This is a genomic window from Noviherbaspirillum sp. (genome assembly GCF_035627455.1).
Lineage (GTDB): Bacteria > Pseudomonadota > Gammaproteobacteria > Burkholderiales > Burkholderiaceae_D > Noviherbaspirillum.
In genome coordinates this window covers 93,782-112,629 of sequence record NZ_DASPLS010000094.1, presented here as the reverse complement: position 1 = coordinate 112,629, position 18,848 = coordinate 93,782, and the positions used below count along the sequence as shown (strand labels likewise).

The window sequence follows — 18,848 nt, the reverse complement described above, 5'->3', positions numbered from 1 at the left end:
CTGGTGGACGGTACTGGGATTGAACCAGTGACCCCTGCCGTGTGAAGGCAGTGCTCTACCCCTGAGCTAACCGTCCGAGAAGGTGCGCATTATGGCACAGTCGCTGCAGGGAATCAACTAACTTGCCGCGCTTTCCGGCTCGAAGCGCCAGAGGCATTTGCCCTTGACTTCCTTGTCGAGGCGGTCGAGCAAGGCCTCGTGCTCCGCGAGCTCCGCTTCGGATGCAGTCAGGATCACGATTTCCGCAAGCGAGACGACTTCCACCATCTGCTCCGCTTCAGCTCCGGCTTCAGGCGCGGCGAGGTCGATCGTCAGGCTGTTCTGGCCGCGCGTCATCGCCAGGTACACCTCGGCCAGCAGTTCGGCGTCCAGCAGCGCGCCGTGCAGCGCGCGGTGCGCGTTCGAGATGCCGTAGCGGTCGCAGAGCGAATCCAGCGAGTTGCGTTTTCCGGGGTGCATCTCCTTGGCCTGCACCAGGGTGTCGGTCACCATCGCGACGTGCTCGACAAAGCGCGGAAAACCGAGGCGGTCGAATTCCGCGTCCAGGAAGGCGAGGTCGAACGGGGCGTTGTGGATGATGATTTCCGCGTCGCGCACGTAGTCGCGCAGTTCGTCGGCGATTTCGGCGAACTTGGGCTTGTCGCTCAGGAATTCGGTGGTCAGGCCGTGCACCGCGAGCGCGCCCTCTTCCGAATCGCGCTCCGGGTTGATGTAGTGGTGAAAATTGTTGCCGGTCAGGCGCCGGTTCACGATCTCCACGCAGCCGATCTCGATGATGCGGTCGCCGGAGCGCGGGTTCAGGCCGGTAGTTTCGGTGTCGAGTACGATTTGTCGCATGGTGGCTTATTGTATCGCGGCCGGCGCATGCGCCGGGCCGTGAGCGGCAACGGTTCCGACAGTTTTTTTTCCGCGCGCGAAGAAAGTGTAGAAGGTCGGGACGACGAACAGCGTAAGCAGCGTGCCGAAGCTCATGCCGCCGACGATCACCCAGCCGATCTGGACCCGCGATTCCGCGCCGGCGCCGGTGGCCAGCGCCAGCGGCACCGCGCCCAGCACCATCGCGCCGGTGGTCATCAGGATCGGCCGCAGGCGCAGGATCGCCGCTTCCACCACGGCTTCGCGGATGTCCCTGCCCTGCTCGCGCAGCTGGTTGGTGAACTCCACGATCAGGATGCCGTGCTTGGTGATCAGGCCGACCAGCGTGATCAGGCCGATCTGGCTGTACACGTTGAGCGTGCCGCCGCTCCACTGCAGCGCCGCCAGCGCGCCGGCCATCGACAAGGGCACCGTCAGCATGATGATGAACGGGTCGACGAAGCTCTCGAACTGCGCCGCCAGCACCAGGTAGATGAAGGCCAGCGCCAGCACGAAGGTCAGCGCCAGGCTGCCGGAGGACGAGCGGTACTCGCGGGAAGAGCCGGACAGGTCGGTCGCATAGCCGGGCTTGAGCACGCCGCGCGCGGTCGCTTCCATGAACTCGATCGCTTCGCCCTGCGTGTAGCCGTTGGCGAGATTGGCCGAAATGATCGCCGCGCGGCGCTGCCCGAAGTGGTTCAGCTCGCGCGGCGCCACGGTTTCGCGCACCTTCAGCAGGCTCGACAGCGGCACCATCTGTTCCGGCGCGCCGTTCTTGCCGGTGGCGCGCACGAAGATGTTGTTGATGTCATCCGGCGCGTCGCGCTCGCCGTTGCGGATCTGCACCACCACGTCGTACTGGTCGCTGCCCTTCTTGAAACGGGTCACGTTGCGTCCACCGAGCATGGTTTCCAGCGTGCGGCCGACCGTCTCGATCTGCACGCCGGCGTCGGCCGCCTTGTCGCGGTCGACTTCGACGTTGACCTGCGGCTTGTTCAGGCGCAGGTCGGTGTCGATATTGGACAGCCCCGGGTTCTTGCTCGCTTCCGTGACGATCTGCTGCACCATGCGCTGCAGGTCTTCATACGGTTCGTTGGTCATCACCACCAGGCTGACCGGGCGCTCGCGGATGTTCTGCCCGAGCGAGGGCGGTGCGTTCGGGAACGCGAGCACGCCGGGAACGGCAGCCATCTTGGGCTGCATTTCCTTGATCATGTCGACCGTCTTGCGCTCGCGCTGGCTCCAGTCGACGGTGCGGAAGAATGCGACGCCGCGCTCGACGGTGGGGTTGCCGGCGATCACGAAAACACGGTCGATTTCCGGAATGTCGGCGGCGATCTGTTCCAGCCGGCGCGCGTACTTCTCGGTGTATGCCAGCGATGCGCCATCCGGCCCGGTCAGCGCGGTAAAGATGGTGCCGCGGTCCTCGATCGGCGCGAGTTCCTTCTTCATGCTGGTGCCCAGCCACACCAGCGCGCCGATCACCACCAGGTACAGCGCGATGACCAGCCAGCGTGCCGACAGCGTCAGCGTGAGCAGGCGGCGGTAGGCGGAGGTGACTCCATTGAGCACGTTTTCGATCGCGCGGTAGACCGCCCCATGCTTCTCCTGATGCTTGAGCATGATCGAACACATCATCGGCGACAGCGTCAGCGCGACAAAGCCGGACACGATCACCGCGCCGGCCAGCGTCAGCGCGAATTCGACGAACAGGCGCCCGGTGCGGCCGGGCGTAAACGCCACCGGCGCATACACCGCCGCCAGCGTGAGCGTCATCGCCACCACCGCGAAGCCGATTTCCCTGGCGCCCTTCAGGGCCGCCTCGAACGGTTTCATCCCCTCTTCGACGTGGCGGTAGATGTTTTCCAGCACCACGATCGCGTCGTCGACCACCAGGCCGATCGCCAGCACCAGCGCCAGCAGCGTGAGCGTATTGATGGTGAAGCCGGCCAGCGTCATCAGCGCAAACGAGCCGATCAGCGATACCGGGATCGTCACCAGCGGGATGATGGACGCGCGCAAGGAGCGCAGGAACACGAAAATCACCAGCGCCACCAGCACGATCGCCTCGCCGATGGTGGTGTAGACCGACTTGATCGAGCGGTCGATGAACTGGGTGTTGTCCACCGAAATCGCGATCTGCACGCCTTGCGGCGCCAGTTCCTCGTTCAGTTTCGGCAACTCGGCCTTCACATAGCCGGCCAGCTCCAGCGGATTGGCGGTCGCCTGCCGGATCACGCCGAGCGCGACCGCATTCTGTCCGTTGAAGCGCACCGAAGTGCGCTCCGCCGCCGGGCCCACCTCGACGCTGGCGACGTCCCGGATACGCACCGCATAGCCGTTGACGCTGCGCACGATGACGTTCTCGAACTGCTCCGGCGTGGTCAGGTCGGTCTGCGACACCACCGAGAATTCCCGCTGGCGCGACTCGATGCGCCCGGCCGGCACTTCGATGTTCTGCCGGCGCAGCGCGTCTTCCACGTCGGCCGGCGTCAAGCGGTAGGAAGCCAGCCGGTCGCGGTTGAGCCAGATGCGCATCGCGTACCGGCGTTCGCCGCTGATGCGCACGTCGGCCGCGCCAGGCAGAAGCTGCAGGCGCGGCTTGACGATCCGGTTGGCGATGTCGGTCAGGTCCAGCTGCGACATCTTTTCGCTGGCGAACGAGAGCCAGATGATCGGGCTGGCGTCAGCTTCGACCTTGGCGATCACCGGTTCCTCGATCGTCTGCGGCATCTTGGAGCGCACCCGCGACACCCGGTCGCGCACGTCATTGGCGCCGGAGTCGGGATCCTTTTCGAGTCGGAAACGCACCGTGATCTGGCTTTGCTCGGCGCGCGAGATCGAGGTCAGCACGTCGATGCCGTCGATGCCGGCGATCGAATCCTCGAGCGGCTTGGTGACCTGCGATTCGACGATCTCCGAACTCGCGCCAGGGTAGCGGGTTTCGACCGTGACCACCGGCTCGTCGATCTTCGGGTATTCGCGCACCGCCAGCCGCTTGTAGCACACCAGGCCGACCAGCAGGATGATGAGCGACATCACCGTCGCAAACACGGGACGGCGGATGCAGACGTCGGATAACATCATGATCGATTCGCTCCGGTCAGCTCTTGGCAGGAACGCCGTCGGCCGGTTTCTGTTCGCCGCCGCCTTCGGCCACGCGCACCGGCGTGCCGTCCTTCGACAGGCGGACCTGGCCCGCGGTGACGACCAGGTCGCCGGCCTGCAGGCCCTGCACGATCTCGACCTTCGCCGCGCGCCGCAAGCCGGTCTTGACCTCGGTGCGCACCGCCTTGTTGTCGACGATCTTCCATACGACGAACTTGTCGCCCTGCGGGACGATCGCCTCTTCCGGCACCACCAGCGCGTTGTCGCGCTCGGCCAGGATCAGGCGCACCCGCGCGAACATGCCGGGCTTGAGCTTGCTCTCCTGGTTGTCGATGCGTCCGCGCAGCAGCGCGGAACGGCCGGAGCTGTCGACCTGCGGATCGATGGCGTCGACCCGAGCGCGGAACGGCCGGCCGGGCAGCGCGTCGACGGTGACTTCGATGGCCTGGCCCTTCTGCACCTGGTCGACATAACGCTCCGGCACGCGGAAATCGACCTTGACGCTGGAAATGTCTTCCAGGTTCACCAGGTCGGTGCCGTCCTTCACGTAATCGCCGACGCTGACGGTGCGGATGCCGACGATGCCGGAAAACGGCGCGCGGATTTCGAGCTTGGACAGTCGCGCTTCTGCCAGCGCCAGCTTGGCTTCCAGCACCTGCACATTGGCCTGCGATTCGTCGCGCGCGCGCTCGGAAATGAATTTCTGCTTGGCCAGGTCCACCGTGCGCTCGTAGTTCGCCCTGGCGATGCCGAGTTCGGCCTTGGCCTGCCGCACTTCCGCCTGGTTCACGGTGGAATCGAAGCCGACCAGCAGCTGCCCTTTCTTCACCTGCTGGCCATCGGCGAAATTGAGCTTGACGATGCGGCCGGAGACTTCCGGCCGGAGGATCACGGATTCATTCGAGCGCACCGTGCCGACCGCATTGATGTCGTCCACCAGCTTCATGCCGACGACCTTGCCGACGTCGACCGAGATCGGGCCGGCCGCCCTGGCCGCGCCCGCCGTTGCCGGCGCCGCGGCGCCTCCCACCGCCTTCTGTTCTGTCGGCCCCTGCGGCTGCCGCTGCACATAATACGCATAGCCGCCAAGCGCGGAAATGCCGATCGCCGCGACGGCGGGGTACAGGAGTCTCCGAGGATTCATCTGGAAGAATGGAATGGTAATTTGTCAGATAGCAACAAAAGTTGCTCCTGGCGAATGTAGCACAAGCTCAAGCGGATCGTGCGACGGACGCGACGCCGAGGTTGGCCAGCGCATCCGCGCGTTCGTTGCCATCGTGTCCCGCATGACCTTTGACCCAGCGCCATTCGATTTGGTGCTGGGACTGTGCGGCATCAAGCGCCTGCCACAGGTCCGCGTTCTTCACCGGCTCCTTCGACGCGGTCTTCCAGCCGCGTGCCTTCCAGCCGTGGATCCACTCGCTGATGCCCTTCTGCACGTACTGGCTGTCGGTATGCACGATAACGTCGCAGGGCCGCTTGAGCGCCGACAGCGCTTCGATCACCGCTCTGAGTTCCATCCGGTTGTTGGTGGTGTTCAGCTCCCCGCCATACATTTCCTTCTTGTGCGCGCCGGCAACCAGCAATGCGCCCCAGCCGCCCGGGCCGGGATTTCCCTTGCATGCCCCGTCGGTGAATATTTCCACTTTTTCCATCTTATAGGTGTTCGTTCTTGTTGATTCGATTGGTCGCCGGCACGCCCTGCCGGGCCGTCGCCGGCTTTCTCGTCCATGCGGGTCCGACCAGCCGCATGCCGCGGACGCGCTTGATCGCCTGGACCACGTACATGGCGCCGAGGAAAGGCCACCAGCGCTCCCCCATCCTGTCCATGAACGCGAAGCGGTTCAGCCATTTCTCCGTGAGGCAGGGCGGCGCATAGCAGCCGAAATGGCCGCGGTTGACTTCCATGTTGAGGAGCTTGAGCCAGTCCTTGAGGCGCGGCAGGCTGATGAATTCCCCATCCTGCGGCAGAAAATGGGCTCCCGTGATGCGCCCGGCCACCTGGCGCAGACCCCACAGGCTGGCCGGGTTGAAGCCGGTGATGATCACCTGGCCTTCCGGCCGCAGCACGCGTTCCACTTCGCGCAGCACCTGGTGCGGCTCGCTTGCGAATTCCAGCACGTGCGGCAGCACCACCAGGTCCAGGCTCTGCGACGCGAACGGCAATTCGGTGAAATCATGCACCAGCACCACCGGCGACTTGCTGCCATCGTGCATCTCGGCCGGCAAGTGGGTGTCGGTCAGCCAGCGGTTGGGCATCCGGTTCGCCTGCAACGCATTGACCTGCGGCAGCCCGATCTGCACCGCGTTGAATCCGAAAATGTCCGCCGTGAGCATATCGAGGCGCTGCTGCTGCCAGGCGCGCACATAGCCGCCGGTCGGCGTTTCGAGCCAGGGACCGAGGGCTATAATGGGTCTTTCAGCGGAAGGACGTTCCATCGTATGTTGAAAATATTGACTGTACCGGCGTTTCAGGACAACTACCTGTGGCTGATCCACGATGGCGTGCATGCCGCAGTCGTTGACCCGGGCGACGCGGTGCCCATCCTCTCCGCACTGGCGGAAAACCGCCTTGCCTTGGCCGCTATTCTACTGACACATCATCATGCTGACCATGTCGGCGGGGTTCCGGCGCTGCTGCAGCGTTTCCCGGTGCCGGTATTCGGGCCGCGCGGCGAGAACATTCCGCAGATCACGCATCCGCTGGGCGAAGGCAACCGTGTGACGGTGCCGGGCATCGGCGTGCAATTGTCCGTCCTCGACGTGCCCGGCCACACCAGCGGACATATTGCCTATCATGCAAGGGAGCAAGATTGGCTCTTCTGCGGCGACACGCTGTTTGCCGGCGGCTGCGGCCGGCTGTTCGAGGGTACGCCTGATCAGATGGCGGAATCCCTGGAAAAACTCGCCGGGCTTCCTGAGCAAACGCAAATCTTCTGCGCGCACGAGTACACCTTGGCAAATTTACGCTTTGCTAACGAAGTCGAGCCGGATAATATGGCGTTGAAGGCGCGCATTGAACGCGAGCAAGCCAAGCGCGACCGCGGAGAACCGACCGTGCCTTCCACCGTCGGTATTGAAAAAGAAACAAATCCGTTTCTCCGGTTCCGGGAGCAGCATATCGCCGACAGGCTGATTGCCGCAGGACATCTTTCCAGCAGGGAACCAATTGCCGTTTTTGCGGCCTTACGCGGGTGGAAGAATTCCTACCGTTAAGGCACCGGCATTCATTGCTTTTTTTGCAATAAAACCAGTAATTCTTGACGCAGGAAAATACCATTACGTAAACTCCATCGATTTACCGGCGCGACGATCGCCGGACCATATAACAGCAAGCGAGGACTCATGCAGCGGCTGAAAATAAGAAAACTGACTCTGGCAGCGATCCTCGTCCTCGGGGCGCCCGTGGCGGCGCAGGCCGCGGATCTTTCCCTTCCCTTATATAACTGGTCGCAGGTGTCGGCGATCGAGCGGCCGTACGATCCGGATGATCCGCTCGCCCAGGTGCTGGCGATGGAGGAAGTCGACGTCTGGGGGCGCATCCGCAAGGGCTTCGGCATTCCCGACCTGGACAATCCGCTGGTCGCCAACCACATCCAGTGGTACAGCTCGCGGCCGGATTACATCCAGCGCACCACCACGCGCGCATCGCGCTACCTGTTCCATGTGGTGCAGGAGCTGGAAAAGCGCAACATGCCGACCGAGCTGGCGCTGCTGCCCTTCATCGAATCGGCATTCAATCCGCAGGCCTACTCGACCGCGCATGCTGCCGGCATGTGGCAGTTCATCCCGTCCACCGGCCGCGACTACAACCTGACCCAAAGCATGTTCAAGGACGAGCGCCGCAACATCCTGGCCTCGACCGATGCCGCGCTGACCTATCTGCAGCGGCTGTACGGCATGTTCGGCGACTGGCAGCTCGCGCTGGCGGCGTACAACTGGGGCGAGGGTTCGGTGCAGCGGGCGATCAACAAGGCGCGCGCGGCCGGCCTGCCGCAGGATTTCAACACGCTGTCGCAGTACATGCCGCAGGAAACGCGCAACTACGTGCCGAAGCTGCAGGCGGTAAAGAACATCATCGCGTCGCCGGCCGAGTACGGCCTGGCGCTGCCCAAGGTCGACAACCAGCCGTATTTCGTCACCATCGGCAAGACGCGGGACATCGACGTCAAAGTCGCCGCGCAACTGGCCGAGCTGTCGATCGAGGAATTCAAGGCGCTCAATCCGCAGTTCAACCGCCCGGTCATTCCGGCCGGTTCCGGCACGCAGATCCTCCTTCCCCAAAGCAACGCGGAAAAATTCAAGTCCAACCTGGCGCGTTGGGGACGGGCGCTTTCCTCGTGGACTGCCCACAAGGTCACGAACGCCCGGGAAAGCATTGCCAGCATCGCGAAGAAGTTCGGCACCACGCCGGAGGTCATCCGCGAAGCGAACAACATCCCGCCGAAGATGGCGGTGGCGGCAGGGTCGACCGTACTGGTTCCACGCAACGATCACGCACCGGACAAGGACATTGCGCCGGAACTGATCGATACCGCCAGACTGGTCACCGCACCGGACGTGCCGGAGACCCGCAAGATTTACGTGAAGGTGGGCAAGAAGGACAACCTTGCATCGATCGCGAAGCGGCACCGGGTCAGCGTCGCCCAGATCAAGTCGTGGAACGACCTGAAACAGGACAAGGTGGCGGCGGGCACGAGCCTGGAGCTGAATGTGCCAAACAAGGCAGCGGCGAAGCCGGCGACCCGGCAGGTATCGCGCAGCGGCGGCACGACCCACCGCAAGGCCGCGCCGGCGCCACGCAAGGCCAAGGCGGCGGCGAAGCCGAAGAAGCGCTAGCCGGCGTTCTGCGGCGGGCCTGGTTCGCACGCGGGCCCGGCAAGCCGGTCCTGCTGGAGGCCCACCCAGTTGTGCCCGCACCGGCGCTTAACGCCGGGCGTGGCGCCGGATTCTGCTTGTGAGGCCTGCGGATTTTATTACCGGGTTATGCCCCCCGCCTTCGCGGGGGCGACGGGGAAAGGACAGGCCCGGATTCGTTTGCCAGCCCGCATTTCACCGCAACAGCCAGCCTGCATTTCACCGCCACGGCCGCGCCCCGTTTCACCGCAACAGCCGCCCTGCTTTCAGGTCAACCCGACCTTCTCGCTCTCCGGCACCGCGCTGCTCAGCGTGGAATACGTCGCCGCCGCCAGCAGCCGCTGCGTATAGGGTTGCTTCGGACGCGACAGCACTTCCTCGGTCGTCCCGCTTTCCACCACTTTCCCGTCCTTCATCACCATCACCCTGTGCGCCATCGCGCGGATCACCGCGAGGTCGTGACTGATGAAGAGATAGGCCATGCCGTACTTGCGCTGCAGTTCGGCCAGCAGCAGCAGCACCTGCTGCTGCACCGACACGTCCAGCGCCGAGGTCGGCTCGTCAAGCAGGATCAGCTCGGGCTTCAGGACCAGCGTGCGCGCGATCGCGATGCGCTGGCGCTGGCCGCCCGAAAATTCGTGCGGATAGCGCGACATCATCTGCGGCACCAGCCCGACCTCGGCAAGCGCATTGGCGACCGCCTCGCGTATCTTCTCGCGCCCGAGCTGCGGCTGGTGCAGCGCCAGGCCTTCGCCGACGATCTGCTCGATGGTGCGGCGCGGCGACAGCGACGCGAACGGGTCCTGGAACACCACCTGCATCCTGGCGCGCATCGGCCGCAGCGCCGTGCTCGACATCTCGCTGATCGGCTTGCCGAGGAACGCGATCTTCCCCTGGACCTGGGCCGCCGACAAGCGCAGCAATGCCATTCCGAGCGTCGATTTGCCCGAGCCCGATTCGCCGACGATGCCCAGCGTCTCATGCGCCTTGAGCTGCACGTCGACCGCATCGACGGCGACGAACTCCGTCTTCTTGAACCAGCCGCGCGGGATCGAGAAGGTGCAGCGCACCCGCTCGGCGGTCAACAGCGCCGGCGCGCCCTGGTCGACGGTGTCCACCACGCGTTGCGGACGGCTGCCGAGCAGCTTGCGGGTATAGGGCTCGCGCGGTTGCGCGAACAGGTCGCGCGTGCTCGCGGTTTCGATCAGCTTGCCTTTTTCCATCACGCCGACGCGGTCGGCGAAATGGCGCACCAGGTTCAGGTCGTGCGTGATCATCAGCACCGCCATGTTCTCTTCGCGCTGCAGCTGGTTCAGCAGCTCGAGAATCTGCACCTGGATGGTCACGTCAAGCGCCGTGGTCGGCTCGTCGGCGATCAGCAGCTTCGGCCTGCAGGCCAGCGCCATCGCGATCATCGCCCGCTGGCGCTGGCCGCCGGAGAGCTGGTGCGGAAAGGCGAGCGCGCGGCGCGCCGGCTCCGGAATGCCGGTCTTGTCGAGCAGCGCGACCGCCCGCTGCGCCGCCTCCTTCGCGCTGACGCCCTCGTGCAGCATCAGGACTTCCGCGATCTGGTTCCCGATCGTAAACAGCGGGTTCAATGCCGTCATCGGCTCCTGGAAGATCATCGCGACATCCTTGCCGCGCACCGACCGCATCGCCGGTTCCGGCTTCTGCAGCAGGTCGCTGCCCTCGAACAGGATGCGCCCGCCATAGCGCGCGTACTGGTTCAGCCGCAGCACGGACAGCGCGGTCACCGTCTTGCCGGAACCCGATTCTCCGACCAGCGCGAACTTCTCGCCCGGCGCAATCGAAAAGCTGACGTCGTCGACCACGGTCGACTGGCCGAAATCGACCCGCAGGTTTTGCACCTCGAGCAGGCTCATGCTTGCCTCCTCACATCCAGCGCATTGCGCAGGGCATCGCCAATATTGGTCAGCAGCAAGAGCATCATGGTCAGCACCACAAAGGTGGAGGTGGCGATCCACCAGGCGTCCAGGTTGTTCTTGCCTTGCGCAAGCAATTCGCCCAGGCTCGGCGTCGAAGGCGGCACGCCGAGACCGAGGAAGTCGAGGCTGGTCAGTGCAAGGATTGCCGCGCTCATGCGGAACGGCAGGAAGGTCACCACCGGCGTCATGCTGTTGGGCAGCACATGGCGCCAGATGATCTGTCCGTTGGACAGGCCGAGTGCGCGCGCGGCCTGCACGTACTCCAGGTTGCGGTTGCGCAGGAAGTCGGCGCGCACGTAATCCGACAGCCCCATCCAGCCGAACAGCGACAACAGGATCAGCAGCAAGCCGATGCCCGGCTCGAAGATCGACGCGAAGATGATCAGCAGGTAGAGCTCTGGCATCGAGCCCCAGATTTCCATGAAGCGCTGGAAGAACAGGTCGACCCTGCCGGCGAAATAGCCCTGTATCGCACCGGTGATCAGGCCGAGGATCACGCCGGTGATGGTGAGCGCCAGGCCGAACAGCACCGACACCCGGAAGCCGTACAGCAGGCGCGCGAACACGTCGCGCCCGCGGTCGTCGGTGCCGAGCCAGTTGTCCGCGGACGGCGGCGCCGGGTTCGGCGATTTCGCGAAATAGTTGAGGGTGTCGTAACGGTAGCGGTTGAGCGGGTAGATCGCCCAGTTGCCGTCGCGCGCGAACTGCTCCTGGATGAAGGGATCGAGGTAGTCGGCCGGCGAATCGAAGTCGCCGCCGAAGACCTTTTCCGAATAGGTCTGCACGATCGGGAACAGGATCTTGCCGTTGTACCCGACCGCCAGCGGCTTGTCGTTGGACACGATTTCCGCGACCAGGCTGATCGCAAACAGCACGCTGAAGATGATCAGGCTCCAGTAACCGCGCCGGTCCTGCTTGAAGCGCAGCCACACGCGCCGGCCCGGGGAAATGGAGACGGCCGACGGCGCGGCGGCCGCGCCGGGTGCGGCGGCGGGGGCGGTGGCGGCGGAGGCGGGGGTCACGGTATTCATCGGGCCAGGCTTTCAAACTGCACGCGCGGGTCGGCCCACACGTAGCACAGGTCGCCCAGCAGCTTGACCACCAGGCCGATCAGGGTAAACAGGTAGAGCGTGCCCATGACCACAGGATAATCGCGGCGGATCACGGATTCGTAGGACAGCAGGCCGAGCCCGTCGAGCGAGAACAGGGTCTCGATCAGCAGGCTGCCGGCGAAGAAGGCGCCGATGAAGGCCGCCGGAAAGCCGGTCACCAGCGGGATCAGCGCATTGCGGAACACGTGCTTGTAGAGCACCGTCTTTTCGGACAGACCCTTGGCGCGCGCGGTCAGCACATACTGCTTGCGGATCTCTTCGAGGAAGGTGTTCTTGGTCAGCATCGTCATCACCGCGAACGAACCGGCCACCGAAGCGGTGACTGGCAGCGCGATGTGCCAGAGATAGTCGGTGATCTTGCCAAACCAGGACAGCTGCTCCCAGTTGTCCGAGGTCAGGCCGCGCAGCGGAAACCATTGCAGGAAGCTGCCGCCGCCAAACATCACCAGCAGGAAGACGCCCAGCACGAAACCGGGGATCGAATAGCCGACCAGCACCGCAATGCTGGTGGCGACGTCGAAACGGCTGCCCTCCCGCACCGCCTTGGCGATGCCGAGCGGCAGCGATATGAGATAGGTCAGGAAGAAGGTCCACATGCCGAGGCTGATCGACACCGGCAGCTTCGATTTCACCAGGTCCCAGACATCCTTGTGGTGATAGAAGCTCTGGCCGAGGTCGAAGGTCGCGAAACCCTTGAGCATCTGCCAGAAACGCTCCAGCGGCGGCTTGTCGAAACCGTAGAGCGTCTGGATCTCCTTGACGCGTTCGGCATCGATGCCCTGCCGGCCGCGATACTCCGACGGCCCGCGCGTCGATACCTCGCCGGCGCCGGCCTGCCCCTTCAGTTCCGACAGCATCTGCTCGACCGGACCGCCGGGAACAAACTGGATCACGGCGAAGGTGATCGCAATCACCCCGAACAGCGTCGGCAGCATCAGCAGCAGGCGCTTTCCAATGTAAGCCCACAAGTTCATGGATCAACCCTCATGATGAATTCCTAGCGCGGCCTGGTTTCCCACCAGGTGGAGAGCACGTAGCCGTCGGCCTGGTAGTACAGCGGCACGACCTGCGGAAAGCCGAAACGGTTGCGGTAGGCGACGCGGTGGGTCGCCGAGAACCAGTGCGGCACGACGATGTGCTTGTGCAGCAGCACGCGGTCCAGCGCGCGCGAGGCGGCGACCAGATCCGTCCAGCTGGTCGCGCCGACCACCGCCGCGACCAGCTTGTCGACCGCCGGGTCCTTCAGGCCCCAGATATTGCTGGAACCTTTCTCGTCGGCCGCCGCCGAGCTGTACATGTCGAACAGCTCGTTGCCGGGGCTGGTGAACGCGCCGAAGTTGACGCTGGTCATCTCGAAGTCGAATTCCTGCATGCGCCGCTGGATCAGCGCGTAATCCGAGGTGCGCTGGTTCACCTGGACGCCCAGCTTCTGCAGGTTGCGCACATAGACGCTGATGATGCGCGACATCGCGCCCTGGTCGTCGATGACTTCCAGCGTGAAAGGCTCGCCCTTCGCATTGCGCAGCGCGCCGTCGCGGTACTCCCAGCCGGCTTCCTTGAACAGCGCCTTGGCCTGCACCAGGTTGGCGCGCAGGGACGAAGGCGGCGTCGTTACCGGCTGCACCGGCGCCGGGCCGAATACCGCCGGGTCGAGCTGCGCGCGCAGCGGCTCCAGCAGCTTCAGTTCGTCGGCGGACGGCAGGCCGGTCGCCGCCAGCTCGCTGTTGTTGAAGTAGGAATAGATGCGCTTGTACTGGTTATAGAACAGCTGGCGGTTCATCCACTCGAAATCCAGCGCCAGCCCGAGCGCGCGGCGCACGCGCACGTCCTGGAACTGCGGCCGCCGCAGGTTCATCACGAAGCCCTGCATGCCGGCGCCGTTGGAATGCCGCATTTCCCGCTTGATGATCTCGCCGTTCTCGAACTTCGGGCCGATGTAGGCGCGCGCCCAGTTCTTCGCGGTGTTCTCGACCACCACGTCGAACTCGCCCGCCTTGAACGCTTCCAGGCGCGCGACGTCGTCCTTGTAGAACTGGTAGTTGATCCGGTTGAAATTGAACATGCCGCGGCGCGTCGGAATCTCATTGCCCCAGTAGTCCGGATTGCGCTTGTAGCTGATCGAGCGGCCGACGTCGTAACGGTCGATCAGGTAGGGGCCGGTCGAAATCGGCGGATCCAGCTGGATCCGGTCGAAGCTCGTACCGGCGCCCCATTTGCGCGAAAACACCGGCACCCCGCCGACGATCAGCGGCAGTTCATGGTTGAGCGACTTGAAATCGAAGCGGACGGTGCGCTCGTCGACCACGACGCACTGCTTGACCTCGGCAAACGTGATCTTGAACGATGGCGCGCCCTTGGCGACCAGGCTGTCGAAGGAATGCTTGACGTCGGCGGCCGTGACCGGGTCGCCATTGTTGAAGCGGGCCTTGGGATGCAGGCGGAAAGTCATCGACATCCGGTCCGGCGCCAGTTCCATGTCCTCGGCCAGCAAGCCGTACATGGTCGCGATTTCATCGGACGAAGCGGTGGCGAGGGTTTCGAACATCAGGTTCGACACGCCCGCCGCGGCCACGCCCCTGAGCGAGAACGGATTGAACTTGTCGAAGCTGGTGCGGCGGTCCGGGTTGGCGAGGTAAAGCTCGCCGCCGCGCGGCGCGTCCGGATTGACGTAGTCGAAATGCCGGAAGCCGGCCGCATATTTCGGCTTGCCGTACAAGGAATAGGCATGCGCCGCCAGCGCGCCGCCGCTGTACTGCATGAATCCGACGAGCAGGAAGGAAAGAAGGAGTTGTCGCATTCGCCTGTATATAAAGTGATGCAGTCCGCCGCTTCGGGATAGGTATTTTACCCAAAGGGAAGGCAGCAATTTATATTCGATTAAGTTTTTTGCTTGCCCGGCGGTAAGCGGTTTTGCGGTTTTATCACGCGACCGGGGCCCTTGGCTTGATTTCACCCAAGAACGCAAAAAGTTGCCGTCCGCGTCAACCCACCCTACAATCTTGCCCAGTTTGAAAAAAGGAGCCCGGAAAACCCCGTAATCACGCGCTTTTCCCGGAATCCTTAACCGCGGCAAGGGGGATGAAACCCGTATCGCGATAAAATACAGACCAATTATCTGGAGTCGTTCATGGCATTCCTGCAAGGCAAAAAAATTCTGATCACCGGACTCCTGTCCAACCGTTCCATCGCCTATGGCATCGCCCAGGCCTGCCATCGTGAAGGCGCGGAACTGGCGTTCACGTATGTCGGCGAACGCTTCAAGGACCGCATCACGGAATTCGCGAAGGAATTCGGCAGCGAGCTGGTCTTCGACTGCGATGTGAGCAGCGACGAACAGATCAACAACGTCTTCACCGACCTCGCGAAGTCCTGGGACCACCTGGACGGCCTGGTGCACTCGATCGGCTTTGCGCCGCGCGAAGCGATCACCGGTGACTTCCTAGATGGTTTGTCTCGGGAATCGTTCCGTATCGCACATGATATTTCCTCGTACAGCTTCCCGGCGATGGCCAAGGCGGCGCTGCCGATGCTGCGCCCGAACTCCTCGCTGCTCACGCTTACCTACATGGGCTCGACCCGCGCCACACCGAACTACAACACCATGGGCCTGGCCAAGGCATCGCTGGAAGCGAGCGTGCGCTACCTCGCCGAATCGCTCGGCCCGAAAGGCATCCGCGTCAACGGCGTGTCCGCCGGCCCGATCAAGACGCTGGCAGCCTCCGGCATCAAGGACTTCGGCAAGCTGCTCGGCATCGTCGCCGCGCATGCGCCGCTGCGCCGCAACATCACGATCGAGGACGTCGGCAATACCGCCGCCTTCCTGCTGTCCGACCTCGCGGCCGGCATCACCAGCGAGATCATGTATGTCGACGGCGGCTTCTCGCATGTGATGTACGCACCGACCGAAGAGTAAGCGCTCTGCGGAACAGGCAAGCGGGCGGGTTTTCCCCGCCCGTTTTTCTTTCCGGTCCGCATTAACACGTACCGGGGAAAATAAACCCGCAGCGGCATCGGGAAGTCTGTATAATGCGCCGCTGTGCATCGCAACAAGCATGCACCAAGCAGCATCGCAAACCCTGTAGCAAGAAACGATAAAGCCCTCCCGCCTCTTGGTGTCGCCTTTTTTCAGACACCGTCCCGGCGCAAAGCTTTGTGCCGAAATTTCTCAAAAGAATTCTCAGTTGTTTCGTCGGTTGGCGTTGCCTTTTCAATACGTTCGCGCATGCGTGATGAACGCGGTCGCGGCGTTGCATTTTAAGAAAGAAGCACAATGACATTTGAAACACTCGGCCTGCATTCGTCCGTTCAAAAAGCCCTGACGGAAGCCGGCTACACCAAACCTACTCCGGTGCAGGAGCAGGCAGTTCCCGCGGCGCTGCAAGGCCGCGACCTGATGGTGTCCTCGCAGACCGGCTCCGGCAAGACCGCCGCATTCATGCTGCCGGCGCTGCACAAGTTCGCGCTGATGGAGCAGCCGCAAGCCGCCCAGCGCACCCCGAACCAGGAGCGCCAGGCCGCGCGCGCCCGCGGCGACCGCCCGCGCTTCCAGCCGGCCCAGCCGAAGATGCTGGTGCTGACCCCGACACGCGAACTCGCGCTGCAGGTCACCAATGCCGCCGCCAAGTACGGCACCTACCTGCGCCGCGTGCGCACCGTGTCCATCCTGGGCGGCATGCCGTATCCGAAGCAGATGCAACTGCTGGCCAAGAATCCGGAAATCCTGGTGGCCACGCCCGGCCGCCTGATCGACCACATGGAATCGGGCAAGATCGATTTCTCGCAGCTGCAGATGCTGGTGCTGGATGAAGCCGACCGCATGCTCGACATGGGCTTCATCGACGACATCGAAAAGATCGTCGACGCCACGCCGGAATCGCGCCAGACCATGCTGTTCTCCGCCACGCTCGACGGCGTGGTCGGCAGCATGGCCAAGCGCATCACGCGCGACCCGCTGGTGATCCAGATCGCCAGCGCCGCCACCAAGCATGAAAACATCCAGCAGCGCGTGCACTTCGTCGACGACCTGTCGCACAAGAACCGCCTGCTCGACCATCTGCTGCGCGACGCGTCGATCGACCAGGCTGTGGTGTTTACCGCCACCAAGCGCGACGCCGACAACATCGCCGACCGGCTGAATATCGCCGGCTTCACCGCCGCCGCGCTGCACGGCGACATGCACCAGGGCGCGCGCAACCGCACGCTGGACGCGCTGCGCCGCGGCCAGGTGCGGGTGCTGGTGGCAACCGACGTCGCCGCCCGCGGCATCGACGTGCCGGGCATTACCCACGTGGTGAACTACGACCTGCCGAAGTTCCCGGAAGACTATGTGCACCGCATCGGCCGCACCGGCCGCGCCGGACGCAACGGCCTGGCGATCTCGCTGGTGAACCACTCGGAAAACATCAACATCAAGCGCATCGAACGCTTCACCAAGCAGATGATCCCGGTGGATGTGATCGCAGGCTACGAGCCGAAGAAATCGGCTTCCGCCCCGCGCAGCAACCGCAAGCCGCAGGGCTGGAAGCCGGGCGAAGGCCGCGGCGGCAAGCCGGGCCAGCGCAGCTTCAGCAAGCCGGGCGCGCCGCGCAAGGACGGCGGCGGCTACAACAAGGGCTCGCACTTCGGCGACAACGGCGGCGGGCGCCGCTCGTACGGCGATCGCTGATCGACGCTGCTGTCATCGAACGGCCGCTTCCGGATAACGGGGCGGCCGTTTTTTTTGCGCCGTCCGGCAGGCAGGAGAAACATCACGGCGCGCTATAGCGCGCATGTCCTGAAGCCGATGAACAGGTCATCCCGCCCGGGCAGGCAGAAATTGCGGAACTTCGGCGAGCGCAATCGCAGCCTGGTCGCAAACGATGCGCCGCGCACCGCCTGGTGGCTGACGAACGCCGGCTCGGAGTATTCCCGCCACGCGCCCGCGCTGAACCCCGGATAAGGCTCGAACGGCGTGCACGTCCATTCCCACAGGTCGCCCCAGCGCAACGCCGCATGGCCCGATTGCGCCGCATATTCCCATTCGGCTTCGGTCGGCAGCCTGCGCCCGGCCCAGGCGCAATACGCCTGCGCCTCGTACAGGCTGATGTGGCGCACCGGCTCGTTCGGCGCCAGCGCCACCTGGGTGCCGAAACGCTCGATGCGCCAGCGCCTGCCGTCGCGCATCCAGTCACGCGGCGCGGAGCGCTCGCGCGCCATCAGCCAGGCGCGCCCGGCGCTTGTCCAGTACTGCGGCTTCTGGTAGCCGCCATCCTCGACGAAATCGCCGAACTGCGCGTTCGACACCAGCGTGGAATCCATCGTGAACGCAGGCACGTAACACGCATGTTCCCATTTTTCGTTGTCGAACACGAAGCCGGCATCGCGCCGGCTGCCCATCTGTATCGTCCCGCCGGGGAAACGGATCTCTCCCTGTGCCCAGGAAGGCATGGTATTCCGGGAAAGTTGCAGCGGCGCACCGACGCCGAGCGTCTGCAGGCTCTGTGCGAGCGCTTCACCGCGCATGTCTTCATGGGCGAGCGCCAGCCGGTACGGATAGAGCGCGGCATCGCTCTTCGCGCGCCCGAGCTTGTCGAGCACGCGGTCGAGCACTTCATGGCAATACGTCTTCAGCGCGCCCCTGCTCGGCAGTTCCAGCTTCCAGCGCGCCGCGTGCGGCACCGTGTTCGCGTCGAACCAGTCGTCGCCCTTGGTCAGCAGTGAATTGCGCTGGGCTGCGACCGGGTCGCTCGATTGCGCGTCGCGCAGGATGTACCACTCGGCAAACCAGGCAATGCGGCCCAGTTCCCATAGCGGCGGATTGATATGCGGCAGCACGGGGACCCGGGCCGCGCTATCCAATCCTTCCGCCGCATGGCATTCGAACAGTTCGAGCGTGTACTCGCGCGCATCCCGCAACCCGATTGCCAGTTCGTTCGATGTCGCAGTACGGAAGGAAAAATTCATCGTGTTTGGCCAAGTCGGTTGTGCCCCG

Annotated in this window: 14 protein-coding genes and 1 tRNA gene; 4 read left to right on the top strand and 11 right to left on the bottom strand. The window is 64.0% G+C overall.

The features are described from left to right. Nucleotide 1 precedes the first annotated feature (1 nt). The 6 genes from VEC01_RS18220 to VEC01_RS18195 form a co-directional block, all read right to left on the bottom strand. Nucleotides 2-76: transfer RNA gene (locus tag VEC01_RS18220), tRNA-Val, on the bottom strand. A gap of 41 nt (nucleotides 77-117) precedes the next feature. Then, nucleotides 118-837 carry a DNA polymerase III subunit epsilon gene (gene dnaQ / locus VEC01_RS18215; RefSeq protein WP_324902328.1) on the bottom strand — a complete coding sequence of 240 codons (720 nt, stop codon included), beginning with the start codon at nucleotides 835-837 and terminating at the stop codon, nucleotides 118-120. Between the two features lie 6 nt (nucleotides 838-843). After that, entirely contained in the window at nucleotides 844-3,942 is a 3,099-nt protein-coding gene (locus VEC01_RS18210) for an efflux RND transporter permease subunit (protein WP_324902327.1), read from the bottom strand. Nucleotides 3,943-3,958: 16 nt separating this feature from the next. Beyond that, the gene (locus VEC01_RS18205; RefSeq protein WP_324902326.1) at nucleotides 3,959-5,107 is read right to left on the bottom strand and encodes an efflux RND transporter periplasmic adaptor subunit; all 1,149 of its coding nucleotides are present in this window, start codon (nucleotides 5,105-5,107) and stop codon (nucleotides 3,959-3,961) included. 67 nt (nucleotides 5,108-5,174) lie between these two features. After that, complete coding sequence (rnhA, locus tag VEC01_RS18200; RefSeq protein WP_324902325.1) at nucleotides 5,175-5,618, bottom strand: ribonuclease HI; 444 nt, start codon at nucleotides 5,616-5,618, stop codon at nucleotides 5,175-5,177. 1 nt (nucleotide 5,619) lies between these two features. Further along, nucleotides 5,620-6,402 (bottom strand): class I SAM-dependent methyltransferase, encoded by a 783-nt coding sequence (locus VEC01_RS18195; protein ID WP_324902324.1) that lies wholly within the window; start codon nucleotides 6,400-6,402, stop codon nucleotides 5,620-5,622. 3 nt (nucleotides 6,403-6,405) lie between these two features. On the opposite strand from VEC01_RS18195, the gene gloB reads away from it, so the two are divergent. Together gloB and VEC01_RS18185 are read left to right on the top strand one after the other, a co-directional pair. Further along, entirely contained in the window at nucleotides 6,406-7,179 is a 774-nt protein-coding gene (gene gloB / locus VEC01_RS18190) for a hydroxyacylglutathione hydrolase (protein ID WP_324902323.1), read from the top strand. Nucleotides 7,180-7,308: 129 nt separating this feature from the next. Next, complete coding sequence (locus VEC01_RS18185) at nucleotides 7,309-8,802, top strand: transglycosylase SLT domain-containing protein (RefSeq protein ID WP_324902322.1); 1,494 nt, start codon at nucleotides 7,309-7,311, stop codon at nucleotides 8,800-8,802. 284 nt (nucleotides 8,803-9,086) lie between these two features. Here the strand turns inward: VEC01_RS18185 and VEC01_RS18180 are convergent, their stop codons facing one another. From VEC01_RS18180 to VEC01_RS18165, 4 genes are read right to left on the bottom strand one after another with little or no spacing between them, the layout of a single operon-like run. Continuing rightward, nucleotides 9,087-10,703, bottom strand: coding sequence for an ABC transporter ATP-binding protein (locus VEC01_RS18180; protein WP_324902321.1), 1,617 nt, complete (start codon nucleotides 10,701-10,703; stop codon nucleotides 9,087-9,089). Continuing rightward, entirely contained in the window at nucleotides 10,700-11,797 is a 1,098-nt protein-coding gene (locus VEC01_RS18175; protein WP_324902320.1) for an ABC transporter permease, read from the bottom strand. Before VEC01_RS18175 ends, VEC01_RS18180 begins: the two co-directional genes overlap by 4 nt. Continuing rightward, nucleotides 11,794-12,852 (bottom strand): microcin C ABC transporter permease YejB, encoded by a 1,059-nt coding sequence (locus VEC01_RS18170; protein WP_324902319.1) that lies wholly within the window; start codon nucleotides 12,850-12,852, stop codon nucleotides 11,794-11,796. The genes VEC01_RS18175 and VEC01_RS18170 overlap by 4 nt, the downstream gene beginning before the upstream one ends. A 23-nt stretch (nucleotides 12,853-12,875) precedes the next feature. Then, nucleotides 12,876-14,675 (bottom strand): extracellular solute-binding protein, encoded by a 1,800-nt coding sequence (locus VEC01_RS18165; protein ID WP_324902318.1) that lies wholly within the window; start codon nucleotides 14,673-14,675, stop codon nucleotides 12,876-12,878. A 330-nt stretch (nucleotides 14,676-15,005) separates the two neighbouring features. On the opposite strand from VEC01_RS18165, the gene fabI reads away from it, so the two are divergent. Together fabI and VEC01_RS18155 are read left to right on the top strand one after the other, a co-directional pair. Then, nucleotides 15,006-15,791, top strand: coding sequence for an enoyl-ACP reductase FabI (gene fabI / locus VEC01_RS18160; RefSeq protein ID WP_324902317.1), 786 nt, complete (start codon nucleotides 15,006-15,008; stop codon nucleotides 15,789-15,791). Between the two features lie 357 nt (nucleotides 15,792-16,148). Further along, on the top strand, nucleotides 16,149-17,543 hold the full coding sequence (locus VEC01_RS18155; RefSeq protein ID WP_324902316.1) for a DEAD/DEAH box helicase: 1,395 nt from the start codon (nucleotides 16,149-16,151) through the stop codon (nucleotides 17,541-17,543). A 92-nt stretch (nucleotides 17,544-17,635) separates the two neighbouring features. Here VEC01_RS18155 and senA read toward each other — a convergent pair whose 3' ends face one another. Next, nucleotides 17,636-18,820, bottom strand: coding sequence for a selenoneine synthase SenA (gene senA, locus VEC01_RS18150; RefSeq protein WP_324902315.1), 1,185 nt, complete (start codon nucleotides 18,818-18,820; stop codon nucleotides 17,636-17,638). Nucleotides 18,821-18,848: the final 28 nt, after the last annotated feature.

Excerpts from the sequence above, each read along its gene's own strand:
- dnaQ (WP_324902328.1), bottom strand. The coding sequence starts at position 837 with ATGCGACAAATCGTACTCGACACCGAAACTACCGGCCTGAACCCGCGC.
- VEC01_RS18210 (WP_324902327.1), bottom strand. The coding sequence starts at position 3,942 with ATGATGTTATCCGACGTCTGCATCCGCCGTCCCGTGTTTGCGACGGTG.
- VEC01_RS18205 (WP_324902326.1), bottom strand. The coding sequence starts at position 5,107 with ATGAATCCTCGGAGACTCCTGTACCCCGCCGTCGCGGCGATCGGCATT.
- rnhA (WP_324902325.1), bottom strand. The coding sequence starts at position 5,618 with ATGGAAAAAGTGGAAATATTCACCGACGGGGCATGCAAGGGAAATCCC.
- VEC01_RS18195 (WP_324902324.1), bottom strand. The coding sequence starts at position 6,402 with ATGGAACGTCCTTCCGCTGAAAGACCCATTATAGCCCTCGGTCCCTGG.
- gloB (WP_324902323.1), top strand. The coding sequence starts at position 6,406 with ATGTTGAAAATATTGACTGTACCGGCGTTTCAGGACAACTACCTGTGG.
- VEC01_RS18185 (WP_324902322.1), top strand. The coding sequence starts at position 7,309 with ATGCAGCGGCTGAAAATAAGAAAACTGACTCTGGCAGCGATCCTCGTC.
- VEC01_RS18180 (WP_324902321.1), bottom strand. The coding sequence starts at position 10,703 with ATGAGCCTGCTCGAGGTGCAAAACCTGCGGGTCGATTTCGGCCAGTCG.
- VEC01_RS18175 (WP_324902320.1), bottom strand. The coding sequence starts at position 11,797 with ATGAATACCGTGACCCCCGCCTCCGCCGCCACCGCCCCCGCCGCCGCA.
- VEC01_RS18170 (WP_324902319.1), bottom strand. The coding sequence starts at position 12,852 with ATGAACTTGTGGGCTTACATTGGAAAGCGCCTGCTGCTGATGCTGCCG.
- VEC01_RS18165 (WP_324902318.1), bottom strand. The coding sequence starts at position 14,675 with ATGCGACAACTCCTTCTTTCCTTCCTGCTCGTCGGATTCATGCAGTAC.
- fabI (WP_324902317.1), top strand. The coding sequence starts at position 15,006 with ATGGCATTCCTGCAAGGCAAAAAAATTCTGATCACCGGACTCCTGTCC.
- VEC01_RS18155 (WP_324902316.1), top strand. The coding sequence starts at position 16,149 with ATGACATTTGAAACACTCGGCCTGCATTCGTCCGTTCAAAAAGCCCTG.
- senA (WP_324902315.1), bottom strand. The coding sequence starts at position 18,820 with ATGAATTTTTCCTTCCGTACTGCGACATCGAACGAACTGGCAATCGGG.